This is a genomic window from Coralliovum pocilloporae, assembly GCF_030845175.1.
Taxonomy (GTDB): Bacteria; Pseudomonadota; Alphaproteobacteria; order Rhizobiales; family Cohaesibacteraceae; genus Coralliovum; species Coralliovum pocilloporae.
In genome coordinates this window covers 3039341-3062157 of record NZ_CP132542.1, presented here as the reverse complement: position 1 = coordinate 3062157, position 22817 = coordinate 3039341, and the positions used below count along the sequence as shown (strand labels likewise).

At 55.6% G+C, this 22817-nt stretch carries 25 protein-coding genes; 10 read left to right on the top strand and 15 right to left on the bottom strand.

Annotated features, from left to right (window positions below; genetic code table 11):
- Positions 1–12: 12 nt before the first annotated feature.
- From RA157_RS13990 to RA157_RS13980, 3 genes are all read right to left on the bottom strand, one after another.
- Positions 13–1941 (bottom strand): ABCB family ABC transporter ATP-binding protein/permease, encoded by a 1929-nt coding sequence (locus tag RA157_RS13990; protein WP_350333747.1) that lies wholly within the window; start codon positions 1939–1941, stop codon positions 13–15.
- A complete protein-coding gene (locus RA157_RS13985; protein WP_350333746.1) occupies positions 1938–2330 on the bottom strand; it encodes an ArsR/SmtB family transcription factor in 393 nt (130 codons plus the stop codon). Before RA157_RS13985 ends, RA157_RS13990 begins: the two co-directional genes overlap by 4 nt.
- Before the next feature lie 115 nt (positions 2331–2445).
- A complete protein-coding gene (locus RA157_RS13980; RefSeq protein ID WP_350333745.1) occupies positions 2446–4338 on the bottom strand; it encodes a LysM peptidoglycan-binding domain-containing protein in 1893 nt (630 codons plus the stop codon).
- 180 nt (positions 4339–4518) lie between these two features.
- On the opposite strand from RA157_RS13980, the gene RA157_RS13975 reads away from it, so the two are divergent.
- Positions 4519–5130 (top strand): LOG family protein, encoded by a 612-nt coding sequence (locus RA157_RS13975; RefSeq protein ID WP_350333744.1) that lies wholly within the window; start codon positions 4519–4521, stop codon positions 5128–5130.
- Here RA157_RS13975 and RA157_RS13970 read toward each other — a convergent pair.
- The 8 genes from RA157_RS13970 to RA157_RS13935 form a co-directional block, all read right to left on the bottom strand.
- Positions 5114–6463: an 8-oxoguanine deaminase gene (locus RA157_RS13970; RefSeq protein ID WP_350333743.1), complete on the bottom strand. Its 1350-nt coding sequence runs from the start codon at positions 6461–6463 to the stop codon at positions 5114–5116. The two genes, RA157_RS13975 and RA157_RS13970, sit on opposite strands and share 17 nt — an antisense overlap.
- 89 nt (positions 6464–6552) lie before the next feature.
- Positions 6553–6852: a hypothetical protein gene (locus RA157_RS13965; protein WP_350333742.1), complete on the bottom strand. Its 300-nt coding sequence runs from the start codon at positions 6850–6852 to the stop codon at positions 6553–6555.
- Positions 6853–6882: 30 nt separating this feature from the next.
- On the bottom strand, positions 6883–7785 hold the full coding sequence (gene rarD, locus RA157_RS13960) for an EamA family transporter RarD (protein WP_350333741.1): 903 nt from the start codon (positions 7783–7785) through the stop codon (positions 6883–6885).
- Between the two features lie 9 nt (positions 7786–7794).
- Positions 7795–8184: a hypothetical protein gene (locus RA157_RS13955; RefSeq protein ID WP_350333740.1), complete on the bottom strand. Its 390-nt coding sequence runs from the start codon at positions 8182–8184 to the stop codon at positions 7795–7797.
- A gap of 27 nt (positions 8185–8211) precedes the next feature.
- Positions 8212–9810 (bottom strand): citramalate synthase, encoded by a 1599-nt coding sequence (cimA, locus tag RA157_RS13950; RefSeq protein WP_350333739.1) that lies wholly within the window; start codon positions 9808–9810, stop codon positions 8212–8214.
- Between the two features lie 48 nt (positions 9811–9858).
- Positions 9859–10281 carry a hypothetical protein gene (locus RA157_RS13945; protein WP_350333738.1) on the bottom strand — a complete coding sequence of 141 codons (423 nt, stop codon included), beginning with the start codon at positions 10279–10281 and terminating at the stop codon, positions 9859–9861.
- Positions 10278–11651, bottom strand: a complete 1374-nt coding sequence (cysS, locus tag RA157_RS13940) for a cysteine--tRNA ligase (RefSeq protein ID WP_350333737.1) — start codon at positions 11649–11651, stop codon at positions 10278–10280. Before cysS ends, RA157_RS13945 begins: the two co-directional genes overlap by 4 nt.
- A gap of 213 nt (positions 11652–11864) precedes the next feature.
- Positions 11865–12545, bottom strand: coding sequence for a zinc metallopeptidase (locus RA157_RS13935; RefSeq protein ID WP_350333736.1), 681 nt, complete (start codon positions 12543–12545; stop codon positions 11865–11867).
- A gap of 100 nt (positions 12546–12645) precedes the next feature.
- On the opposite strand from RA157_RS13935, the gene RA157_RS13930 reads away from it, so the two are divergent.
- Positions 12646–12957, top strand: a complete 312-nt coding sequence (locus tag RA157_RS13930; RefSeq protein WP_350333735.1) for an EthD family reductase — start codon at positions 12646–12648, stop codon at positions 12955–12957.
- A 19-nt stretch (positions 12958–12976) separates the two neighbouring features.
- Here RA157_RS13930 and RA157_RS13925 read toward each other — a convergent pair whose 3' ends face one another.
- Positions 12977–13381, bottom strand: coding sequence for a DUF1636 family protein (locus tag RA157_RS13925; protein ID WP_350333734.1), 405 nt, complete (start codon positions 13379–13381; stop codon positions 12977–12979).
- Between the two features lie 379 nt (positions 13382–13760).
- Here RA157_RS13925 and RA157_RS13920 point away from each other — a divergent pair, with 379 nt between their 5' ends.
- From RA157_RS13920 to RA157_RS13900, 5 genes are all read left to right on the top strand, one after another.
- The gene (locus RA157_RS13920; RefSeq protein ID WP_350333733.1) at positions 13761–14072 is read left to right on the top strand and encodes an ArsR/SmtB family transcription factor; all 312 of its coding nucleotides are present in this window, start codon (positions 13761–13763) and stop codon (positions 14070–14072) included.
- Positions 14073–14327: 255 nt separating this feature from the next.
- The gene (locus RA157_RS13915; protein WP_350333732.1) at positions 14328–14525 is read left to right on the top strand and encodes a hypothetical protein; all 198 of its coding nucleotides are present in this window, start codon (positions 14328–14330) and stop codon (positions 14523–14525) included.
- A gap of 115 nt (positions 14526–14640) precedes the next feature.
- Positions 14641–16107 (top strand): aminodeoxychorismate synthase component I, encoded by a 1467-nt coding sequence (gene pabB / locus RA157_RS13910; RefSeq protein WP_350333731.1) that lies wholly within the window; start codon positions 14641–14643, stop codon positions 16105–16107.
- Positions 16104–16676, top strand: a complete 573-nt coding sequence (locus RA157_RS13905; RefSeq protein WP_350333730.1) for an anthranilate synthase component II — start codon at positions 16104–16106, stop codon at positions 16674–16676. Before pabB ends, RA157_RS13905 begins: the two co-directional genes overlap by 4 nt.
- Entirely contained in the window at positions 16673–17596 is a 924-nt protein-coding gene (locus RA157_RS13900) for an aminotransferase class IV (RefSeq protein WP_350333729.1), read from the top strand. The genes RA157_RS13905 and RA157_RS13900 overlap by 4 nt, the downstream gene beginning before the upstream one ends.
- A gap of 27 nt (positions 17597–17623) precedes the next feature.
- Here RA157_RS13900 and RA157_RS13895 read toward each other — a convergent pair whose 3' ends face one another.
- Together RA157_RS13895 and RA157_RS13890 are read right to left on the bottom strand one after the other, a co-directional pair.
- A complete protein-coding gene (locus RA157_RS13895; RefSeq protein WP_350333728.1) occupies positions 17624–18136 on the bottom strand; it encodes a CreA family protein in 513 nt (170 codons plus the stop codon).
- Positions 18137–18253: 117 nt separating this feature from the next.
- Positions 18254–18799 carry a hypothetical protein gene (locus tag RA157_RS13890; RefSeq protein WP_350333727.1) on the bottom strand — a complete coding sequence of 182 codons (546 nt, stop codon included), beginning with the start codon at positions 18797–18799 and terminating at the stop codon, positions 18254–18256.
- 171 nt (positions 18800–18970) lie between these two features.
- Here RA157_RS13890 and RA157_RS13885 point away from each other — a divergent pair, with 171 nt between their 5' ends.
- Both RA157_RS13885 and RA157_RS13880 read left to right on the top strand, forming a co-directional pair.
- Positions 18971–19396, top strand: a complete 426-nt coding sequence (locus tag RA157_RS13885; RefSeq protein WP_350333726.1) for a YqaA family protein — start codon at positions 18971–18973, stop codon at positions 19394–19396.
- Between the two features lie 153 nt (positions 19397–19549).
- Positions 19550–21127, top strand: a complete 1578-nt coding sequence (locus RA157_RS13880) for a SulP family inorganic anion transporter (protein ID WP_350333725.1) — start codon at positions 19550–19552, stop codon at positions 21125–21127.
- Between the two features lie 54 nt (positions 21128–21181).
- Here RA157_RS13880 and RA157_RS13875 read toward each other — a convergent pair whose 3' ends face one another.
- Entirely contained in the window at positions 21182–22003 is an 822-nt protein-coding gene (locus RA157_RS13875) for an alpha/beta hydrolase (RefSeq protein WP_350333724.1), read from the bottom strand.
- A gap of 121 nt (positions 22004–22124) precedes the next feature.
- On the opposite strand from RA157_RS13875, the gene RA157_RS13870 reads away from it, so the two are divergent.
- On the top strand, positions 22125–22613 hold the full coding sequence (locus RA157_RS13870) for a MarR family winged helix-turn-helix transcriptional regulator (protein ID WP_350333723.1): 489 nt from the start codon (positions 22125–22127) through the stop codon (positions 22611–22613).
- Positions 22614–22817 lie beyond the last annotated feature (204 nt).

Below are 22817 nucleotides of genomic sequence, written 5' to 3'. Positions count from 1 at the left end.
GCGGATATATCACTATTCGGCCAGTGTGGTTTCAGCAGGCGCTCCCCGCCTGACAATGCCGAATTCGTCTTCTTCCTGCGCCTTGCGGAGACGTTCAGCGGCCTCATCCGCCTCCCGCTGGCGCGACCACATGGATGCATAGAGCCCGTTCTTGTCGAGCAGTTCCGCATGGCGGCCACGCTCGACAATCTGCCCGGCTTCAAGGACCAGAATTTCATCTGCATTGACCACGGTCGACAGGCGATGGGCGATCACCAGAGTGGTGCGGTTGGCAGACACCCGATCAAGCGCCGACTGGATTTCACGCTCTGTATGGGTATCCAGTGCCGACGTGGCTTCATCCAGGATAAGGATTGGCGGCGCTTTGAGAATAGTGCGGGCGATGGCAACACGCTGCTTTTCTCCGCCTGACAACATCAGGCCGCGCTCACCCACCTGGGTCTGATAGCCATCCGGCAGGCCGTCGACGAACTCACCGATCTGGGCCATGCCTGCCGCATCCCGAACGTCTTCATCTGTGGCGTCAGGACGGCCATAGCGGATATTGTACTGGATCGTGTCATTAAACAGTACCGTATCCTGAGGCACATTGCCAATAGCAGAACGCAGGCTTTTCTGGGTCACATCCCGCACATCATGACCATCCACGGTCACCGAGCCATCCGTTACATCATAGAAGCGGAACAGAAGCCGGGAGATGGTGGACTTGCCTGCACCTGATGGCCCGACAATCGCCAGTGTCCTGCCAGCCGGCACCTCAAAGCTGACGCCCTTCAGGATCGGACGCTCAGGCTCATAGGCAAAGTGCACATTGTCAAAGCGGATATGACCGTCGGTCACGGAAATCACTTTGGCTTTTGGATCATCAACAATATCGGGAGCCACATCCAGCAGATCGAACATGGTCTCGATATCCGCCAGCCCCTGCTTGATCTCGCGATAGACAAACCCGATGAAGTTAAGCGGCATGTAGAGCTGCATGAGCAGCACATTGAGCATGACGAAATCACCAATTGTCTGCTCTCCTGCCACCACAGCGCGGGCAGACAGGCCCATACAGACGATCATGCCGATCGTGAAAATAACCGTCTGCCCCATATTCAGCCAGGCCAGCGATGTCCAGGTCTTGACCGCCGCCTTTTCATATTGCGCCATCGCCCGCCCGAAGCGGCGCGCTTCCATCTCTTCATTGCCGAAATATTTGACGGTCTCGAAGTTCAGCAGGCTGTCGATTGCCTTGGTGTTGGCATCGGTATCGGAATCATTCATCTGTCGCCGGATGGCAATGCGCCAGTCGCTGGCCTTTACGGTAAACCAGACATAGAGCCAGACCGTGACCGACAACACGACCACATAGGAGAAATCAAACTGCCAGGCGATGACAGCAGCCATCAGGGCAAATTCCAGCACGGTCGGTGCAGAGTTCAACACCGTAAAGCGGACGATCGTCTCGATGCCCTTGGTGCCACGCTCAATGACGCGGCTGAGACCACCTGTGCGGCGCTGCAGATGAAACCGCAGGGACAGGTTGTGCATATGAACAAAGGTTTCCTGCGCAAGCTGCCTGACCGCATGCTGGCCGACCTGAGCAAACAGCGCATCTCTCAACTGGGTGAAACCCATCATCAGAATACGCCCGATGCCGTAGCCGATCACCAGCATCAACGGGGTTGCCAGAAAAATCGGCAGATAGGCAGGGCCGCCTCCCTCGCCTGTCAGCGCATCGGTTGCCCATTTATAGAGATAAGGCACCAGCACCGTGATGATTTTGGCGACGACCAGCACCGCAATCGCCAGCACCACCCGGGCCTTGAGGTCTGCCCGGTCACTGGGCCACATATAAGGCCAGAGCGCACGAATGGCGGAGAATGTTTCACCGCTGTCGGCAGTGACTCTCCCTTTCGCAGATGTCTTTGTTGTCTGGTCAGCGGATGCTGTCATGATTGGCCCTCGCCTTCTTCTACGGCGTGAACCGTGTTGCCGGATTGCGCTGCGCAGCAGGATTTGTAATCCGCCTCAAGCGTATCAATGAAAGAGCCGAGTTGCTGATGGAATGCCTTCAGCATATCCAGATCGAACTGATAGGATGATCTGACCCCATCCGCCCGACTGGATACAAAGCCAGCGTCCTGAAGAACTTTCAGATGCTGGGAAACCGTTGACTGTGCCAGTGGCAGATCACTCACCACCTGCCCACAACAGCATTGATCCCGCTGCGCCAGCAGGGACAGGATCATGAGCCGTGCCGGATGCCCCATCGCTTTCAGACGGTTTGCCAGTTCTTCTGCGTTCCGGGGTAATCCCTTCTCGCAGCATGTCGTCTTGCCCATATCCCGGCCTCTTTCATCGTATTTTTACGATAGATAGGCCGAAAAGAACGGCGGGCCAAGCCCGCCGCGTGATTTTTCTTTAAAAACAGACCTGGAATCTGAAATCAGAACCGCATCAGTTCGACCAGGCAGCATCACCTTCAGGCAGAACAAAGACCTGCCCTGGATAAATCAGGTCCGGATTTCTGATCTGGTCCGTATTGGCCAGATAAATGGTAGAGAACCGGATGCCCTGACCATAAAGGCGGCGGGAGATCGTCCAGAGATTGTCTCCCTTGCGAATGATCACATTGCCTGGTGCGCCGACATTGGCCTTTGCCTTTTCACCAGAACCTGTGGAAACCGTGCCGCTTCCCGTCAGGCGGATGGGGGCCTGATCCGTGCTTTCAGCAACAGCGTCTTCAAGACGTTCAAACGTGACTTCAGCACGGGCAACAACCTTGCCATCGCTGTCATTGAGCTGATCAACGCGAACCTGATGGTTTCCAGGAACCAGAGCCAGTTCCACGTCCAGCAGCCAGTGGCCGCCACGGGGATTCACATCACCGACAGGCTTGTCATTCACATAAATGCGGATGGTGCCCGGCGTCTTGGCCTTGCCCGCAACGAACAGACGCTGGCCGTTCTCAAGCTCGACTGCTTCAACGGAGACTTCAGGCTTTGGCGCAGCAGTTTCCTGGGAACCCGTGTCAGCATCAGCCACTGCGGTGGTCGTCTCTGAAACTGACGGCTCTGCGGACGCATCGGTTTCGGTGGATTGAGCCGTTTCAGTGGTTTCCTCTTGGGCGCTTTCCGTCTCAGCAGGCGCTGTCGCACTGCCTTCACCCTGATTTGAAACTGTTGTGTCCACATCGCTACCGGTATCGGCGTCACTTTCGCCAGCGGCCACCTGAAACTGCTCTCCGGATGTTTCTTCAGCAGGAGCCGTCTCGGTGCTCGCAACAGACTGGCTGTCGTCCTGTGTCTCATTGGACTGGCCAGCGACCTCGGTCTGCTCTTCCACCGTACCTGCATCTGATACGCTGTCGGTATCGGCTCCGGAGTTATCCTGTCCTGCAGAGGTCTCGTCAGTTGAGCCACGCAGTTCAGCCACATCCAGTTCTTCGGTAGAAGGTGTCTGTTCGCCCTCGGCACCGGCACCAGCACCAGAATCGGCAACAGACGTTTCGGCTTCCGTTGATGCAGCGGGTTCTTCGACAGTCGCCTGCTGGCTTACAGCCTGACCATCAGCCTCGGCGGTGACACCGTTGCCACTATCATTATGAGCGACAGTTGTGTTCGTCTCTTCACCCTGCTCTATACCAGCGGTCTCCTCTGCCGTGGTCTCGGCCTCACCGGATGCGACACTTGTTGGCTGTTCATCAGAGACCGGTTGATTGCCTTCCTCTGTTACCTCGGCTGTTTCCGTATTGGAATCAGAGCTTTGCCCGCTATCAGCGACAACAGTTTTCTGTTCTGTTTCGGGCTTGTTGAGAATCTGGATCGCCTCACCCGGCTTGTTCAGCGCGACAAGCAGATCACCCTCGGCAGTCTCCGGCACAACAACGGTCACACTGTCCTGGGAGGCAACGGTCTTTTCTCCGTCAGGGGATTTGGCAGAGAGGGTCAGTTCGTGATCACCCGGCGTCAGGGTCTTGTTCGGGACGATCACCCACTCACCGGAAATACCGGCTTTTTCCTTACCGATAACGGTTCCGTTGTCATTCAGCTCAACGGTCCATTCAGGCTCTGACCGTCCGGCAATCACAGCGCTTCCATCGGGCTCGACACGGACCACATCGAAACTCGGCGAAATGGCTTCAGTCGCAGCAGCATCCTCAGACGGCGTTTCGTCCTGAGTCTTTTCAGCTTCCGGGGTTTCGGCAACCTTGGTCTGGTCTTTCGATGCCGTCTCAGTCACCACCGGCTTGAAGGTGGCGTCCTCCGACATGAAGCCATAATAGCCGATCAAGGCCGCAATAATGATGCCCACAATTGCGAAGCCGATTGATACCGGTGTGCTTTTCATTCGCTCGCCACCCTTTGCCCCGCCAGAGTTTCGCACTATGTCCTTTTATGAACAGGCGAGCCGCGAGGCTTTCCTTCTGATGAAACCTTATGCGCCTCATTAACGTTCTTTTACGAGATCGGCAAGGATGGTGACTTATTGTAGTTACTAATGCGACTGAATTTGGAGCACGTTCCCGTTATGCAGCCTTTACGCTCAGTGTGTGTTTATTGTGGTTCCGGCCATGGTATCGACCCGGAATACAAGGAATCGGCCAAGATCCTGGGCCGTCATATGGCGCATGCAGGGATTCGCCTCGTCTATGGAGGCGGCTCCATCGGCCTGATGGGAACGGTGGCGAAATCGGTTCTCAAACATGGCGGAGAGGTCACCGGAATCATTCCGAAGTTTCTCGAAGAACGGGAAGTCATGCTGCGCGACGTGCAGGAACTGATTGTCACGGATGACATGCACGAGCGCAAACGGCTGATGTTTGACAAGGCGGAAGCCTTTGTGGCCCTGCCGGGCGGCATCGGCACCCTTGAGGAAACCGTTGAAATGCTGACCTGGGCACAGCTGGGGCAGCACAAGAAACCGGTTCTGCTTGCCAATATCGACCAGTTCTGGGACCCGCTTATCCAGTTGTTGAATCACATGCGGCGGGAAGAATTCATCAGACCGGACAGCGACATCCAGTTTCTTGAGGCAAAGAAGGCAGAAGACATCATCCCTATCCTGACCGGTGAAGCCAGTCATCTGGACCGGACCGATCTGGAACTTGGGGCAGATGTGGAACCTATTCGCCGTTTATGAGCCGGATGGAATGGGCCTTGTGCCGCTCAATAAGTTTCTGTTGATCAAGCCGGGTCAGCTGGCCGTCGCGAACCAGGACATCACCGCCAACGATGGTTGTTGATGCGTTGACCGGCTGACAGAGCAGCAAGGCTGCCACCGGGTCAATCTCGGCACCCGCATGGGCAAGCCCTGTCAGTGGAAAGACAGCACAATCAGCCTGAAGGCCCGGTTTCAGAGCACCGATATCCTGTCTGTTGAGCACACGTGCGCCACCCAGTGTCGCCAGTTCAAGCGCCTCGCGCACTTTCAGACCTTCAGCACCGAGCATTACCCGCTGCAGCAGCATGGCCTGCCGGGTCTCTGCCAGAAGGTGGCCGGAATCATTGGATGCAGACCCGTCGACACCAAGGCCAACCTTGACGCCCGCATCCACCATCTGCCTGACCGGAGCAATGCCCGACCCGAGCCGCATATTGGAGCACGGACAATGGGCAACACCGGTGCCAGTATGAGCGAAAAGACTGATCTCGTCGTGATTGAGCTGGACACAATGGGCATGCCAGACATCCGGCCCGGTCCAGCCCAGTTCTTCCGCATAAGCACCGGGTCTCAATCCGAACTTTTCCTCTGAATAGAGGATATCTTCCACGTTTTCCGCCAGATGAGTGTGAAGACCGACACCAAGAGAGCGGGCCAGAACAGCAGTTTCCCTCATCAGGTCACGGCTGACGGAGAATGGCGAGCATGGGGCCAACGCTACCCTGAGCCGGGCTCCGTCTGATGGATCATGATAAGTCTCAACCAGCCTCTGGCTGTCTTTCAGAATGGCCTCTTCCCGTTCCACCAGGCTGTCTGGCGGCAGTCCTCCGTCGGATTCGCCAATGCTCATGGAGCCGCGTGTGGCATGAAAACGGATCCCCAGTTCCATCGCCCCTTCGATTGAATCATCCAGTCGCGACCCATTGGGGAAAAGATAGAGATGATCGGACGTGGTGGTACAGCCGGACAGCAGCAGCTCGGCGATACCGGTCTGGGTGCCGGTCCTGATCGCACCCGGCGTCATCCGTGCCCAGACCGGATAAAGCGTCTGCAGCCAGCCGAACAGCGGCGCGTCCTGTGCGTAGGCTCGGGTCAGGGTCTGGTAGAGGTGATGATGGGTATTGACGAGACCCGGAACAACAATTGCTCCGGACGCGTTGATCACCTCATCGGCGTCATCAGGCAGGGTCTCGCTTGGCCCCACCTGCCGGATTACCCCGTCTTCTGCGAAAAATCCACCATCCGGGATTTCCTGGCGCTGATCATCCATTGTGACCAGCATCGTGGCGTTCCTGACGAGAAGTGACGGCATGATGCTCCCCCGATAATCCTTATCGGAACAGTGCTATCACTCCATAGGGTCATGACCTATTAATTTCGTTCATTCTGGTCGTCAGGCATTCATGCGACTTCAGCCCAACGTCTTCTCCACACCATGCGAAAGGCTACATAGGCGAAACCGACAGTGACACCGACCAAAAGCGGGCCGGATATCAGGCCAATCCAGATCTGAACATCCATTGGCAGGGCCTGAGTGGGGGAAAGAGATGTTTCAAGACAGAACCAGCCGAACACCAGCACCACAACGAAACCCAAAAGAGCCCGGCGATAGGCATCCCAGGATGTGATCAGCACTTTCATGATCATTGGAATAATGATGAACAGGCCCAGCACGGCCAGGGTCATTACGGCGAACCACATGGCATTCTCCCTCAGGATGCGGGGGCTCCGCTAATCTTGAGCCGGTTGTTTTGCCTTTCGTAGCAGATCCCAGGTGAAGACCACCAGCGATACCCAGATGATGACAAAGCTGACCAGCTTGATCGTATTCAGCGGCTCCCCATAAATCAGAACAGCCAGAAGGAACGACAGGGATGGCGTGATATATTGCAATAATCCGACCGTCGAAAACTTCAGGCGTCGTGCCGCATAAGCAAACAGGATCAGTGGCGTGGCCGTCACCGGTCCGTTTGCCATCAGCAGCATCGTATCTGAAACGCTAGCACCGAAATGGCCCGAGGTTGATTGACCAAACTCAAGCAGCAAAAGATAACCCAATGCCAGCGGCGACAGCAGCAGCGCTTCAACGAACAGACCAAGATTAGCGCCCACATCAAGCTGCTTGCGCATCAGGCCGTAGAGCGCAAACGTCACGGTAATCGCGATGGAAATCCACGGAAAACCGCTGAGCAATGCCCCCTGGACCAGAACCGCAATAAAGGCCAGCCCGACAGCCAGCCATTGTGGTGGAGAGAGTTTTTCTTTCAGCACCACAAAGCTCAACAGGATGATGGTCAGGGGATTGATGAAATAGCCGTAGCTGGTTTCAAGGATCTTGCCCTGGCCCACCGCCCAGACAAACAGCAGCCAGTTGGTGGCCACCAGCAGCGAAGACACCAGCAGCATCAGCACCAGACGTCGATTGCGCAACACCGAGACGATTTCTCCGCCCCGCCGCTGAACAGCCAGATAAAGCCCGACAAAGACCACTGACCAGACAATGCGATGCGCAATCACCTCATGGGCTGGAATATGGGCCTGAAACTTGAAGAAAATGACGCTCAGCCCCCAGATCGTGAAGGCAGATGCGGCCGCTGCAAGGCCGAGGCTATGCATCCTGTCCTCATTCGACATGGAAGATCCTTACTGTGTCAAACGGGATGACGAAGTTTCCTCGACAACCAGCAGCGTCTTGTTGGTAAATCCGTCTGTTACATCAAGGGCATAGTCGCCTGACAGCTGATAGACGGACCAGGTTTTCTGATCCCAGTCGTTGTTGTCCATATAAGCCCGCGCCGCATCTATCGTTCGGAATGCAAGTCCGCCCGAATAGAGTCCCCAGAACATGGGGCCGAACTTCACCACACGTTTTCCCTCGGCAAGAGCTGCAGAATAGTCCTCAGCCTCGCCAATGGTGTAAATCGGCGTGGTGATGTCTTCTCTCTCGACCGCTTTCACGTTCTGTTTGATCTCATTGAAGATAAACCATCCGGAAACGGCAACCACGGTGGTTACGATAACGGCTTTGTTCATGTCTGACGCCCTCGTCCAGCGCTTGCTCTAAACCGCTTTCACGCCCGCCCGCACCAGCTTGTAGGTGACCGAGTCGATCAGAGCCTGAAACGATGCGTCGATGATGTTTGAGGACACACCAATCGTGAACCAGCGGTTTCGCTCGCTGTCACGGCTTTCAATCAGAACACGGGTCACAGCTCCGGTACCGCCGTTCAGAATGCGCACCTTGTAGTCCACCAGTTCCAGATCATCGATATGAGACTGATAGACGCCCAGGTCCTTGCGTAAGGCACTGTCCAGGGCATTGACGGGACCGTTGCCCTCGGCCACTGACATCAGCAGTTCACCACCGACGGAAATCTTCACCACGGCTTCCGACATGGTGATCAGCTCACCTCTGGCGTTATAGCGTCGTTCGGCCTGAACCCGGAAGGAATCCACATCAAAGAACTTTGGCACGGTTCCCAGATGACGACGGGCGAGAAGCTCGAAAGATGCATCCGCAGCCTCATAGGAGAACCCTTCGGTCTCGGCCTCCTTCACAGCCCGCAGCAGATGGTCAAGGCGCGGGTCGGCTTTGTCCACCTCAAGACCGATCCGCTCCAGCTCACCCAGAAGATTGGACTTGCCCGCCTGATCGGAGACCAGCACACGACGCCGGTTACCCACGGTCTCAGGGGCCACATGCTCATAGGTGCTTGGATCTTTGAGAATGGCAGAGGCATGAATGCCTGCCTTGGTCGCGAATGCCGCCTCGCCCACATAAGGCGCATGACGATCCGGCGCACGGTTCAGCAATTCATCAAACGCGCGGGAAACAGACGTCAGTTTCTTCAGGCCATCCTCGGCAATGCCGATTTCAAATTGCCCGGCATAGGCCGGTTTCAGTTTCAGGGTTGGAATGAGGCTGACCATATTGGCATTGCCGCAGCGCTCTCCGATGCCGTTAAGCGTCCCCTGTATCTGACGGGCCCCGGCGCGAACCGCAGCCAGTGAGTTGGCCACAGCCTGCTCCGTATCATTATGCGCGTGGATACCCACATGGGCACCGGGAATGACAGAGGTTACATCTGTGACGATGTCGTACACCTCATCCGGCTGGGTGCCACCATTGGTATCGCACAACACCACCCAGCGGGCACCGGACTCGTATGCCGTTCTAGCACAGGCCAGTGCATAGTCACGATTGCCCTTGTAGCCATCAAAGAAATGCTCGCAATCGACCATGGCTTCCTTGCCAGCAGCCACAGCGGCCTCCACAGACTCTTTGATGCCTTCCAGATTTTCCTCATTCGTACAGCCGAGCGCCACGCGGACCTGGAAATCCCATGATTTGGCCACATAACAGATGGCGTCCGACTGCGACCGCAACAATTCCTGAACACCCGGATCATTGGCAACAGACCGCCCGGCCCGCTTGGTCATGCCGAACGCAGTGAATTTGGCCTTCTCCACCCGTTTTTTGGAAAAGAACTCCGTATCGGTCGGATTGGCTCCGGGATAACCGCCTTCCACATAATCGACGCCCAGCTCATCCAGCATCCGCGCGATGGCAATCTTGTCTTCCAGAGAGAAATCAATACCGTTGGTCTGTGCCCCGTCTCTCAGGGTGGTGTCGAACAGGTAAAGGCGGTCTTTGGTCATCGGATCGGCTCTGTTTCTTTTCTCAGACAAACGGGTCAGTCGGCGCAGTCAGTTTTCCCGCCGGTAGGTGGAGCGGTTCTCGGGCATTGTCCCGTCAGGCAGAATGACCCGCTGAACAAGCTCCATGCTGGTGTAATCACGTGACAGGGTGCGGCGGGCCGTCATCAGTTCAACGCCCTTCAGATAGGCGGATGAATTGAGCTCGATCTCGGATGGTGCGTCCATGGACAGCGCATCGGCCAGTTCTCCCCCATTAAACGGGGCCGGGTCAGCATTGGGCACACCCTTGAACGCCATATTGTGAATTTCGCCTTCCACATCCACCCAGTTCATCGAGATGATCAGCTCGTCGCCCTCTTCTTCAAACCGGCAGGTTCCGGCCCGTGGAGGTGAACCCTGATCAAAGGAACAGGTATCCACATCCAGAACCCAGGCGCCGAGAAAATGGCGATAGACGGGGCCATCGCTCACGACGCCACCTCCCAGGTGGTTTCAAACGCACCCGTCTCCTTGTTGCGGCTGTCCTTCAGAACAACGCCCATGGCTGCCAGTTCATCCCGGATACGGTCAGATGCAGCAAAATCCTTGTTGTTGCGTGCCTCAAGACGTTCAGCCACCAGCGCCTCGATCCTGGATTCATCAACAGCAAAGGTGCTTGGACGCCAATTGGCCCAGTCTTCAGCAGAACCACCAAGCAGACCAAGCATCTGCGCACCAGCCTTCAACTGCGCTGCGGCCTCTTTGTCGCCTGCCTGAGCCTTACTGCGAAGCTGGTGCAGTTCAGCAATGGCTTTCGGTGTATTGAGGTCATCAGACAGAGCGTCCAGAACAGCCGTACTGATTTCGCCCGCCTCCGCATCACCGGTTATCGCGTACCAGCTATCGAGGGTTTTCTTGGCATCCCGCACACCATCTGCTGTCCAGTTGAACGGCTGACGGTAATGGGTCGACATCAGGGCCAGCCGGATGGCTTCACCCGGCCAGTCTTCAAGCAGCTGATGCACGGTGATGAAGTTACCGAGAGACTTCGACATCTTCTCGCCTTCCACCTGCACATAGCCGTTATGCATCCAGACACGCGCCATATGCGCTGTGCCATGGGCGCAGCGAGATTGGGCAATCTCGTTTTCATGGTGCGGGAAGACCAGGTCCAGCCCGCCGCCGTGAATATCAAAGGTCTCGCCCAGATAGCTTTTCGACATGGCCGAGCATTCAATATGCCAGCCAGGGCGACCATCACTCCAGGGAGACGGCCAGCTTGGCTCGCCTTCTTTCGACGGCTTCCAGAGGACGAAATCCATCGGGTCTTTCTTGTAAGACGCCACTTCCACACGGGCACCGGCTTCCATCTCATCCAGAGAGCGGCCGGAGAGCTTGCCGTAATCACTCATGGATGGCACATGGAACAGCACATGCCCATCAGCCGCATAGGCATGGCCCTTGTCGATCAGCACTGAAATCATCTCGACCATCTGCTCGATGAATTCGGTCGCCCGTGGTTCCCTGTCAGGCCGCAGGGTGCCGAGCGCATCCATATCCGCATGGAAAACCTTTGTGGTCTCCTGCGTCAGCTCACCAATGGAAATCCCCCGCTCTGCAGCGCGTGCGTTGATCTTGTCATCCACATCCGTGATGTTGCGCACATAGGTGACTTTATCGTCTCCATAGACGTGGCGCAGCAGCCTGTTGAGCGTGTCGAAAACCACAACGGGACGGGCATTGCCGATATGGGCTGTGTCATAAACCGTCGGCCCGCAGACATACATCCGCACATTGTCCGGATCGATGGGCTCGAAACCCTCTTTGGTCCGTGAGAGCGTGTTGTAGAGCCTGAGTGTCATTGTTGGTCCCGTTTCCAGACAAGCGATGAGCCCTGCCCCCTGGCTGGGTCGTCCTTCGTTTAACAATCTGGGAACGAGGAAACGGCCACAGCCAGCGATCAAGCTAGCCGCAAATAATGATGGTCGTAATGCAAGTCGCGGAGGTCCGCGTGGCCTGTTTCATGGCGCGGACATTGCGCGATTGCACAAGCGCCGTCAAGCCTCAACTTTGGGCTATCGCAGGATCCTGAGCCAGTAGGCCGCGTTCAGCAGCGTTGTGAGCGCTGCTGCCACATAAGTGAAGGCAGCCGCGCGCAGAACATGGCGGGCGGCTGGCAGGTCTTCCTCTGACAGATAACCGCCTTCCGACAGGATCGGCAGAGCCTTATTGAAACTCGCATCCAGCTCTACAGGCAGCGTGAGCAGATGAAACACAATGGACGAGCCCAGCAACATCAACCCCGCCACCACCTGCGCGCCAATCAGAACCGGAGCCTTGATGACCATGAACAGGATAGGTGCCGCAAAGAGGATGATGCTGCCGAGGCGCTGTATACGAGCAACATTTCTGGCCATCCGGGTCCGAAGAGCAAGCGGTGTATACCCATTGGCATCCTGCAAGGCGTGAGAAACCTCGTGGGCGGCAATGGCGACGGCAGTCACCGACTGCCCGTCATAATTGGGCGCAGAAAGCCGGACAGCCCGCGCGTCCGGGTCGTAGTGATCTCCCTCAGGCACCCGCTCAACGCGGACATGGGACAGCCCGGCTTCATCCAGAAGATGCCGCGCCAGCTCACCACCTGTTCCGGGAAAGTCTCGCCGCTCATCAGAATGGCGTTTGATGACCCACTGGACCCAGTATCTGGGCCCGAAGATCACAGCGAGACCAACAAGAGCGAGAAGAACGTAAATCATGGCTTCGATATGGGATTGAAAAGACCAAAAGCAACCGTTTGGTCGGGGTGGTCGTTGATGGTTCGATCAGTAAAATATTTCTATATAGAGGGAGGACAACATGCCGGTTTCATTACAAGTGCTTTACCCGATCTCGAACGGATCAACATTCGACTTTGACTACTACACTGGTCGCCATATGGAAATTGTCTCAGAATATCTCGGGTCACATGTCCAGTCAGTCCTTGTGACAAAGGGGCTTGCCGGTGGCCCGAACGCACCGCCCGCCTATCATGCCATTGCCAGTATCACCTTCGCAGATCAGGCTGCTTTTGATGCAGCACTGGCAGCCTCAGGCCCTGTCATGGAAGACATACCGAACTTCACCAATGTCACACCCGAGCTTCTGATCGGGGATGTACTGGCAAGCTGAGCGATTAGCAGACGACAAGCTATGCGTCTGCCTCAGCGTCTTTCGGGTCCATCACCGGAAAACCGGAAAAGCCAAAAGGCGGAACCCGGGTGACGATTTTGCCTTTGAGACCCTGCGGACGCTCACCCAGCTTGACGGCCCCACCCTCCCTGTCGCGGTAGATTTCGGCATATGCGGCCAGGTCGACCGCGATATCATCTGAGGAAAAATCACCAAACACATAGGTCAGCTTGCCTGGACCTGTGAACGCGACTGTACACCCTCTGTCACAATTGTTCATGCATGAGACAGGACGAACAGAGATACCTTCCATGCCGTTCGCCGCCTGGTCGGTCGCCGCAAGAAGGCTTTCTCCGGTATAAGTGACTTCACCGTCCTGCTTGAAGCCACAGGTCTTGCAAACATAAATCGTAACATCCGACATTCAATTCCCGCCTTCTTGGTACAGGTCTTTCTGCGCACGGTTCCCCTCAACCGGCAGAGCACAGCGTCAGGACCCTAGACGGCGATTCTGCAAATGGCAAAATAAATTATATATTCTTGAATGCCTCCATATGGGTATATAAATTCCCGATAACACCACATTTCTGGATTATTATTTCTCAGATACTGAATGAATGGATACCTCATTGCGCCCGGAGGATTCCCGATCACATTTCCGTTATCACATTCCCTTTACATCTGGCGGATTGGAGCTTACCAAGAAGCGTTGATCAAAATCTGCAATAATGACGTGCTTTTGCAAGGTCATCATGCCAGCTCGCTGGCACCGGGGCCCCAAGTTGATTTGAGACAAGAACAAAATGAATACGACAGAACTTGAACAGAAAGCCGAATATGTTTCAGGTTTCTTGAAACTACTGGCTTCTGCACCGCGGCTGATGATCTTGTGCCAGCTTACGGATGGCGAGCGGGCGGTGGGTGAATTATCCGAGGCGACAGGCCTGCGTATGTCTGCTGTATCCCAGCATATGGCCCTGCTCCGTGCCCAGAGCATTGTTGCAACACGGCGGTCCGGTACAACGATCTATTACTCACTCGCCAATGATACGATGAAGGACCTTATCGGCCTCCTGCACGACAAGTTCTGCAAGGAAGACGAAAAGAGCGCTTAGGGTTCTGCCCCCTTCATACGGGGGTGTATTCTGTTTTCAGCAGTTATCATGCGTATTCCCGGTGTTGAGATCGGCTGAAGGCACAACAAGACAGCAGAAAATTTACTGCGGCTCACGCATTCACGACTTATCACAAATATTAACACCAGATGAACAAACACTTCAGCAGGGGTTAAAATCTGGCGGGTTACTCTCCATATCATGGTTAACGGCACTGCTTCACCCCTTCAATGCAGGCTGTACAGGAGAGTGATTATGCAAGACCACCAGATCGATCAGATATTCGCAGATATCCTTGTCGACCGTCTTGGTCAGGAACTTCCGGAAGATGAAGCCAACAGTGATATCATCATGGCCTTCGCGGAAGCCATCGTCAGTCCTGAACCGTCAAGTGCAAGACTATCAAGCCATGAGCCGGACGAGCTGGCTCTTGTTCTGCCTCCCACTCACTAGGTTTATTTTAACTTCCGGCACTTGTGTCGAACACAGTTTTCTCCATTTCAGATCCCCGTCAAACTCAGGCGTCCTTGTGGCGCCTTTTCTTTTGCTCTCCGATCAGGACCAATGTATGAGGAACCGTTTACGGCATAAGCCTGAATCAGGATCAGACACAGCCATGTATGCGGTGGAAATCAGACAGCGAGACCCGGAACAGCTGGTCGAGGCGCTTATGCACCTCCCCTATCTCGTATTTCTGGACAGCGCCATGCGTCACGACACGCTTGGGAGATATTCCTTTATTGCTGCTGATCCGTTTGGTGTGTTCTCCGTTCAGGATGGAACCGCCTTCTGGGATAACGCTCCGCTTAAGGGCTCTCCCGCGAACTGTCTGAATGCTTGCCTGGAGCGTTATCGCACGGACCATGATCCGGACCTGCCTCCCTTGCAAGGCGGTGCCATCGGCACATTCTCCTATGAATTCGCGCACTGTCTTGAAGCGCTGCCGGATGCACCTGAAGACGAGATATCAATCCCACCGGTTCTGCTGCCCTTTTATGATGTTGTGATTGCTTATGATCACAGCCTGGGTCGCTGCTGGCTTATCTCGACCGGCTGGCCGGAAACCGATTCTGACAGGCGAAAGACACATGCCCAGGCGCGGGCAGACATGTTTCTGACCCTTATTGAAGCTTCGGAAACCGGCTCGGCATCATCAGACCGCCCCCTTGGCAACCCGCCGGTCACTGGCTGGCAATCCAACAAGACGCGGCCTGACTATGAGGCCGCCATTGCGCGGACTGTCGATTACATTCTGGCCGGTGACATCTTTCAGGCCAACATCACACAGCGCTTCATGGCAGATGAGCCGGCGGGATTCGATCGCTGGGCTTATTACAAGACCTTGCGCCAGATGAATGCGGCACCTTTTGCAGCCTATCTGGCGTTTGGTGACATAACTGTCGCCTCCAGCTCACCGGAGCGGTTCCTCCAGGTCTCTGACAGACATGTGGAGACGCGGCCGATCAAGGGGACAGTCAAGCGCAGTCCGAATCTCCTGGAAGACGAAAAAGCTGCACAGATTCTCTTGAACAGCGAGAAGGACAAGGCTGAGAACGTGATGATCGTCGACCTGTTGCGCAACGACCTCTCCAAGGTCTGCGAAGCAGGAAGCGTTGATGTGCCCGTTCTCTGCGGGTTGGAAAGCTATGCTTCGGTTCATCATCTGGTTTCTGTTGTGACCGGAACCCTGAAACCGGGCCACACCGCTGCTGATCTGCTGTCTGCAGGTTTCCCCGGCGGCTCCATTACCGGTGCGCCCAAGGTGCGGGCCATGGAGATCATTACAGAGCTTGAGGCTCTTGAACGCACTCTCTATTGCGGATCTATCGGATATCTTGGCTTCTCCGGTCACAGCGACACCAACATTGTGATCCGGACCGTACTGTTCAGTAATGGCAAGATCGCCTTTCATGCGGGCGGTGGCATCACAGCCCTTTCTGAACCGTCAGCCGAGTATGACGAATCACTTACAAAGGCGCAGCGTCTTTTTGCGTCCTTTGGTGCTGATGCGAGCTGCCTGCGAGACACCGCATGATAGTTTTGATCGACAACTACGATTCCTTCGTTTTCAACGTTGCCCGCTACTTCGAAGAGTTGGGGCACCCTGTTACCGTCATCCGGAATGACGCGGTTTCTGTCGATGAAATCAAGGATTTACAACCAAGCGCTCTGGTCATTTCTCCAGGCCCGTGCTCTCCCGCCGAGGCTGGAATTTCATGTGACGTGATCCGGGCGTTTTCCGGCGCCCTGCCGATCCTCGGAATTTGTCTTGGACATCAATGCATCGGTGATGTATTCGGCCATCTTGTTACCCGAGCGGAGCGACCCATGCATGGACGATCGTCACAGATCTATCATAATGGAACGGATATGTTCCGGGGTCTCCCGACGCCGTTTCGCGCCGCCCGCTATCACTCTTTGATTGTAGAAATGCAGGATGAGACGAATAGCCCTTTGACAGTTACGGCCCGTTCGGAAGATGGTGAGGTCATGGCCACCGCCCATCGCGTTCATCCGACAGTCGGGGTGCAGTTTCATCCTGAATCAATTTTGACCGAGCATGGTCACACCATGCTGAAGAATTTTCTGGAGTATGCACGATGAGCGGACCTCTTGCAGTCTGGGCAAACGGACGTCTTCTGGACACGACCGAACAGGCTGTCGATCTGACAGATCGCGGGCTCCTGCTCGGAGATGGCCTGTTCGAGACCCTGCCCGTCTTCAACGGTGTGCCGTTCAAGCTCGACGAGCATATCAAGCGGCTGTCAGAAGCTGCCGTTCTGCTTGGACTGTTTATTGAGAAAGCTGTTCTGCGCAATGCGGTTCAGGCCGTTGCGAAGAAGAACCCGAACGGTCATGGCATTGTTCGCCTGACAGTCACCCGAGGCAGCGGTGGTCGTGGACTGACGCCACCCATGACGGCATCGCCTTCTATCTTTGCGGTTCTGATGCCTTGGACACCGGGTATCGCCTTTGAACCCGTAAAACTGGCCACATCAACCATTCGCCGCAACGACCGGTCTCCGGTTTCCCGCATCAAGTCTCTGGGTTATCTGGACAATATTCTGGCCCAGCGTGAAGTGACCAAGCTTGGTGCCGGTGATGCGCTTATTCTCAACACCGCTGGCCGGGTCTGCTGCACAACCATCGCCAATCTCTTCCTCTTTGATGGCAAGAAACTGGTGACACCGCCGCTGTTTGAAGGGGTCCTCCCAGGCATTATGCGGCAGATGCTGCTGACCGAAGCCAAAACTCTGAACGTGCCGTTTGAGGAGAGACCGGTGCTTCGGGAAGATCTGACCAGTGCACAGGTGGTTTTCATCACCAACAGCCTGCGCTTTACCCGCCAGGTAACCGAACTGGACCGCAAACCGCTTGGCTCCCGCGCCGCAGAACTGGTGAGACATTTCTCCCTGCAGCTGCTTGAGCGGGCTCGTGAAGACTGCGGCGGCCTGCCTGGTGATCTGGAAACGGTGCGGCAGTCCATGTCCGCAACGCTTCACATCAATCACGCGGCTGGATGAAAGCCTGTTGCCGAACCGTGAGCTGATTTATTCATCAAGCCAGTCGGCACATTTGGGAGCAGGCTGATCGCCCCATGGAATGATCGGCACGGTTGAGGTGGAATTCTTCGGACTTCCTTCGATGATTTTATCTGAATAACTCAGATAAACCAGAACGTTACGCGTTGTATCGCACCCCCGGACAATCTGCATTTTCTTGAAGAACAGAGACCGGCGCTGACGGAAGACTTCATCGCCCTGTTCAAATTTTTCCTTGATGCTGACCGGGCCAACCTGTCGGCAGGCCAGAGACACATCTGACAGTTCTTCCGCAACACCAAAGAAGCCTGCTACGCCGCCCTTTTCCGGCACCGTAAAGTGGCAGGACACACCATCGATAATCGGGTCATCAATGGCATAGGTGGCCAGTTTATGGTCCGGTGTCAGCAGTTTGAAAACAGTGGACTTCTTGAAGATCAGCTCGGGATCATCATCGGCTGCCTGTGCGGATATGGCACCGGTCAGAACCAGAGCCAGAATTGCAAGACCTCGACGCAGCATAGGTGTCTCCTTGGACTGTAAGCACGCTGTAGACATATAGGATTTGGAATGTTTTCCGAAAGACCTCTTCTCGGGAAACATCATGCATCTGGGACTATAGCTTTCTGGGAATATGGATTAGCCGACCCGTCGCCGGGCACGGGACTGGATAACACCGAAGAGCAGGCCAAGCCACGATATGGCTCCAAAGCCGAATTTCAAGGTGGTTGCCCGGCTTGCCGAGCGGATCAGTTCCGTTGACGCATTGGGTCCGTCAGCCAGCATCTGGATAATCTGCCAGTTCTCCCAGAGATCGGCACAGGCCGTGAAAATCGGTGCGGCAATAAAGATAGACCGCAGAGTCTGCATGATGCGGCTCTGGCTGTCCGACTGGTTGACCCGCCAGGTGGGAAGGCCGACCCCCAGAGCAAAGAAGACGGGGAAGATAAAATCGAGTGGCAGTTGCACGGAGCGGTAATAAGTCACGCCCTCACCAGCGAGTGCCGCCAGCAGATCCCGGGCATCATCCGGCTTATAGCCTGTATAGCGCAGGTCAAACGGTTCCAGCCCACCGGCATAGGCCTGCAGCGTTGGCAATGTGATCAGGTTGATCACGGCAAACAGGCCCATCATGATGACAAAGCATATAAACCCGGTCCACTTGTTGCCCAGCAATGCCAGCATGCCCCTACTCCAGATAGCCAATTGTTTCCATCCAACGGATCACAATCCGTGTCAGTTGGGTATTCCCTTGTTATTCTTGCCTGAATCGCTAAAAAGGCCAAGTGTTACAGGTCTCTGTTCTCCGAATGGTGTGAACACGTGAACAGATGCTGATCGCTGGGAACCACCCGCTTGTTTGCTCTTGCCTCTCTTTTTGCCATCGCCTATCTGGCTGCAACCATTCTGCCTTTTTCGTCAGAACTGGTGTTGGCCGGGCTTCTGGCGGAAGGCAGTCACGCTCCCCTGCTCCTGTTTCTTGCAGCAAGCCTAGGCAATATTCTGGGCTCCGTGACCAATTACGGCCTGGGACGTCTGTGTCTGCACTGGCAGCATCACCGCTGGTTTCCGGTTTCAGAAGACGCTCTTGGTAAAGCCCAGACCTGGTTTCAACGCTACGGACAATGGTCACTGCTTCTGGCCTGGGTTCCTGTTATCGGCGACCCTCTCACTCTGGCTGCCGGCGTCCTGAAGGTACGGTTCAGCCTGTTCCTGCTGCTGGTCAGCCTTTCGAAAATGAGCCGGTATGCGGTGATTATCGGGCTTTTTGAGCAGATCTGAGCCCCATGCGATGCCCCATGTGATGTCTGCATGGCTGGTGTGACTTGCTCTTGCTACAAAGGCGGTTTAGAAGAGCTCCAAACGTCGTCATACATGATCTGGATCATCAGGCGAAGCTGCCGGTCCGGTCGTTTTCAAGAAAAGAAATTCGGAATGTTCACGAAAACCCTCGCCTCTGTGCTGGAGCGCGGCGACACATCCTTTTCGCCAGCCCGGGTTAAGACGGAAGTTCTGTCTGGCCTGACGGTTGCCCTTGCGCTGGTGCCTGAAGCCGTTGCCTTTGCCTTTGTAGCCCAGGTTCACCCGCTTGTTGGTCTCTATGCAGCCTTTATCGTTGGTCTCATTACGGCCCTGATCGGTGGCCGTCCGGGCATGATTTCCGGTGCGACCGGTGCCCTGGCCGTCGTCATGGTCAGCCTCGTTGCTCAGCATGGGGTGGAATACCTGTTCGCGGCCGTTGTTCTGATGGGCATTATCCAGATTTTCGCGGGTGTGATGCGCTGGGGCAAGTTTATCCGCATGGTGCCGCACCCGGTCATGCTCGGCTTTGTCAATGGCCTGGCAATCGTGATCTTTCTCGCCCAGCTTGGCCAGTTCAAGGCACCGGGTTCGGGCGGAGCTGAATGGATGTCAGGCGTCAAGCTCTACATCATGCTGGCGCTGGTCGCGGCCACCATGGCCCTGATCTATGTTGCCCCGAAGATCACCAAGGCAATCCCTGCGCCTCTGCTGGCTATTGCGGCGGTTTCGGCACTGGTTATCGGTCTTGGCCTCGACAGCCCGCGGGTTGGTGATCTGGCCTCAGTGAAGGGCGGTCTGCCGGAATTCCATATTCCGATGGTTCCGCTGACCTGGGAAACACTGCAGATCATCCTGCCATATTCCATCATTCTGGCTGCCATTGGCCTCATCGAATCCCTTCTGACATTGAACCTCGTGGCCGACATGACCGAGACACGCGGTGGTGCTTCGAAAGAATGTGTGGGTCAGGGCGTGGCCAATCTGGTCACCGGTTTCTTCGGCGGCATGGGCGGTTGCGCCATGATCGGGCAGAGCATGATTAACGTGAAATCCGGTGGTCGGACCCGGCTGTCGGGCATCAGCGCGGCCCTGTTCCTGCTTGCCTTTATCGTCTTCGCCTCCGGCCTGATTGAGCAGATCCCGCTGGCTGCCCTGGTCGGTGTCATGTTCATGGTGGTGATCGGAACCTTCGCCTGGAAGAGCCTCAAGATCCTGACCAAGATTCCGCGTGCGGATGCTTTCGTCATCATTCTGGTGACAGGCGTGACAGTATACAGTGACCTTGCGGTTGCTGTTGTGGTTGGAGTTATCGTTTCTGCACTTGTCTTTGCCTGGCAGAGTGCCAAACGGATTGAAGCGGACCAGAAGGATACAGCAGACGGAAGCCGCGTTTATGTCCTGCACGGCCCACTGTTCTTCGGCTCAATCGAGAGCTTCCACGAGCTGTTTGACCCGAAGAATGATCCGGATGACGTGATTATCGACTTCATCGGCTCCCGCGTCTGGGACCAGTCTGGCCTTCAGGCCATCGATGCGCTGGCAGCCCGTTATGATGCAGCAGGCAAGACCCTGCATCTGCGCCACCTGAGCGGAGATTGCCGCAAGCTTCTGCATAAGGCTGGTGCCTATGTGGAGGTCTCGGTCATTGAAGATCCGGATTACGCAGTGGCGGTGGATTACAGCACCTCGCTGAGCACGGAAAAGTCCTGACCCGAAATATGTACCGCCCGGCCTGACCGGGCGGTTCCCCCTCTCCCTATGTCTCTACTCGGCCGCTTTCGCAGCCACCAGATCAGACAGGAATGCAAGCGCCCGCTCTTCTGAGCCGTAGTCCATCAGGTTTGCATGCCCTGCCCCTTCCAGGATAGCCAGCTCTTTCGGCTCATTTGCGAGTGCGAACAGCCGCTCTCCATGAGCAACCGGGATCGTCTGATCCTGAGTTCCATGAATAATCAGGATAGGCGCAGTAATTTTTCCGATCTGCTCACGAGAGCGGTACTGGTCTTTCATCAGCAGGGAAACCGGCACCCAGGGGTAACGCTCCTGAGCCACATCGGACGCTGCAGTAAAGGGTGACACCAGAATGGCTGCGCGGACGGGACGGCGCGCGGCAATCTGCACCACAATGCCTGCACCAAGAGAATGACCGGATACAATGACCTGCTCCGGAGGCACCCCCTTGGCAGCAAGTGCATCATAAGCTGTCAGCCCGTCCAGAATCAGTCCGTCTTCGCTGGGACTTCCGGTTGAGCCTGCAAAGCCGCGATAGGACAGGATCATCAGACCATAGCCGTGATCCAGATAATGGCTGAGAATCTTCGCCTCATAGTCCACCGTGCTGGCATTGCCATGAAAACGCAGCAATGTGGGCAAACCATTCTGCGCCTCTGCGTACCAGGCGATCAGAGTTTCCCCATCCGGGGTCTGGAGCTCTTCCACACTGAACTGCGCAAGACCGATATCTGCAGGAGACACACGTTGCGGATCAGGGAAATAGAGCAATTGCCGTTGTTTGAAATAGAGAGCAGCAAGCGCCCCGCCGTAGAGAACACAGACAATCAGAAGGAGGATGAGGAACAGTCGCATAGTATACCAGAGGATCTTGCCAGTCAGAACATTCTGAGGGTTATACGATACAGCAACTGGCAGGGGTTACGTGTTTCAAGAAATTGTCAAAACCGGTTTCATATGAGACTAATAATCATCCATGTCTCATCTTGCGAGTCTCCTGATGGCCGATGCCCCTCTTCACCTTGAGCAGTTTCTGCCCTACCGGCTGAATGTACTGGCGGAAACGGTCAGCCAGTCCCTTTCCCGGCTCTATCAGAAGCGCTACGGGCTCAGCATCCCCGAATGGCGAGTACTGGCAACGCTGGGACAATATGACAGCATGACCGCCAAACAGATCGGCCAGCACAGCCATATGCACAAGACCAAAGTCAGCCGGGCTGTTACCGCGCTGGAGTGCAGAGGTTTCATTGCCCGCTCGGTCAATGCCGATGACAACCGCGAATCTTTCCTGTCTCTCACCACATCTGGCAGGCAAACCTATGAAGCGGTAGCCCCTGAAGCGCTGGCCTTTGAAACCGCGCTGCTCGACACACTTGATACAGACACCCGTACCGTTCTGGATGATTTGCTCTCAAGCCTGACAGAGAGAGCGGAAACGCTGGCCTCACGCAAAGATCGGGCATGAGACCCGGCTGAATTCCCTGCCCCTTACCACAGCATACCCGACCTCCCCTGAAAATGGCTTTTCATTTCCATCAACTGTTCATCGACCAGTCATTTTTGATTTGCTAAAGTCCGGCAGAATTTGATTGAATCACATGATTGATTGTCTGGGGCAGAGATAGAACCGGTTTGCCGTGTTCTTGTCGCAATGGATTGCAAGAGTGTC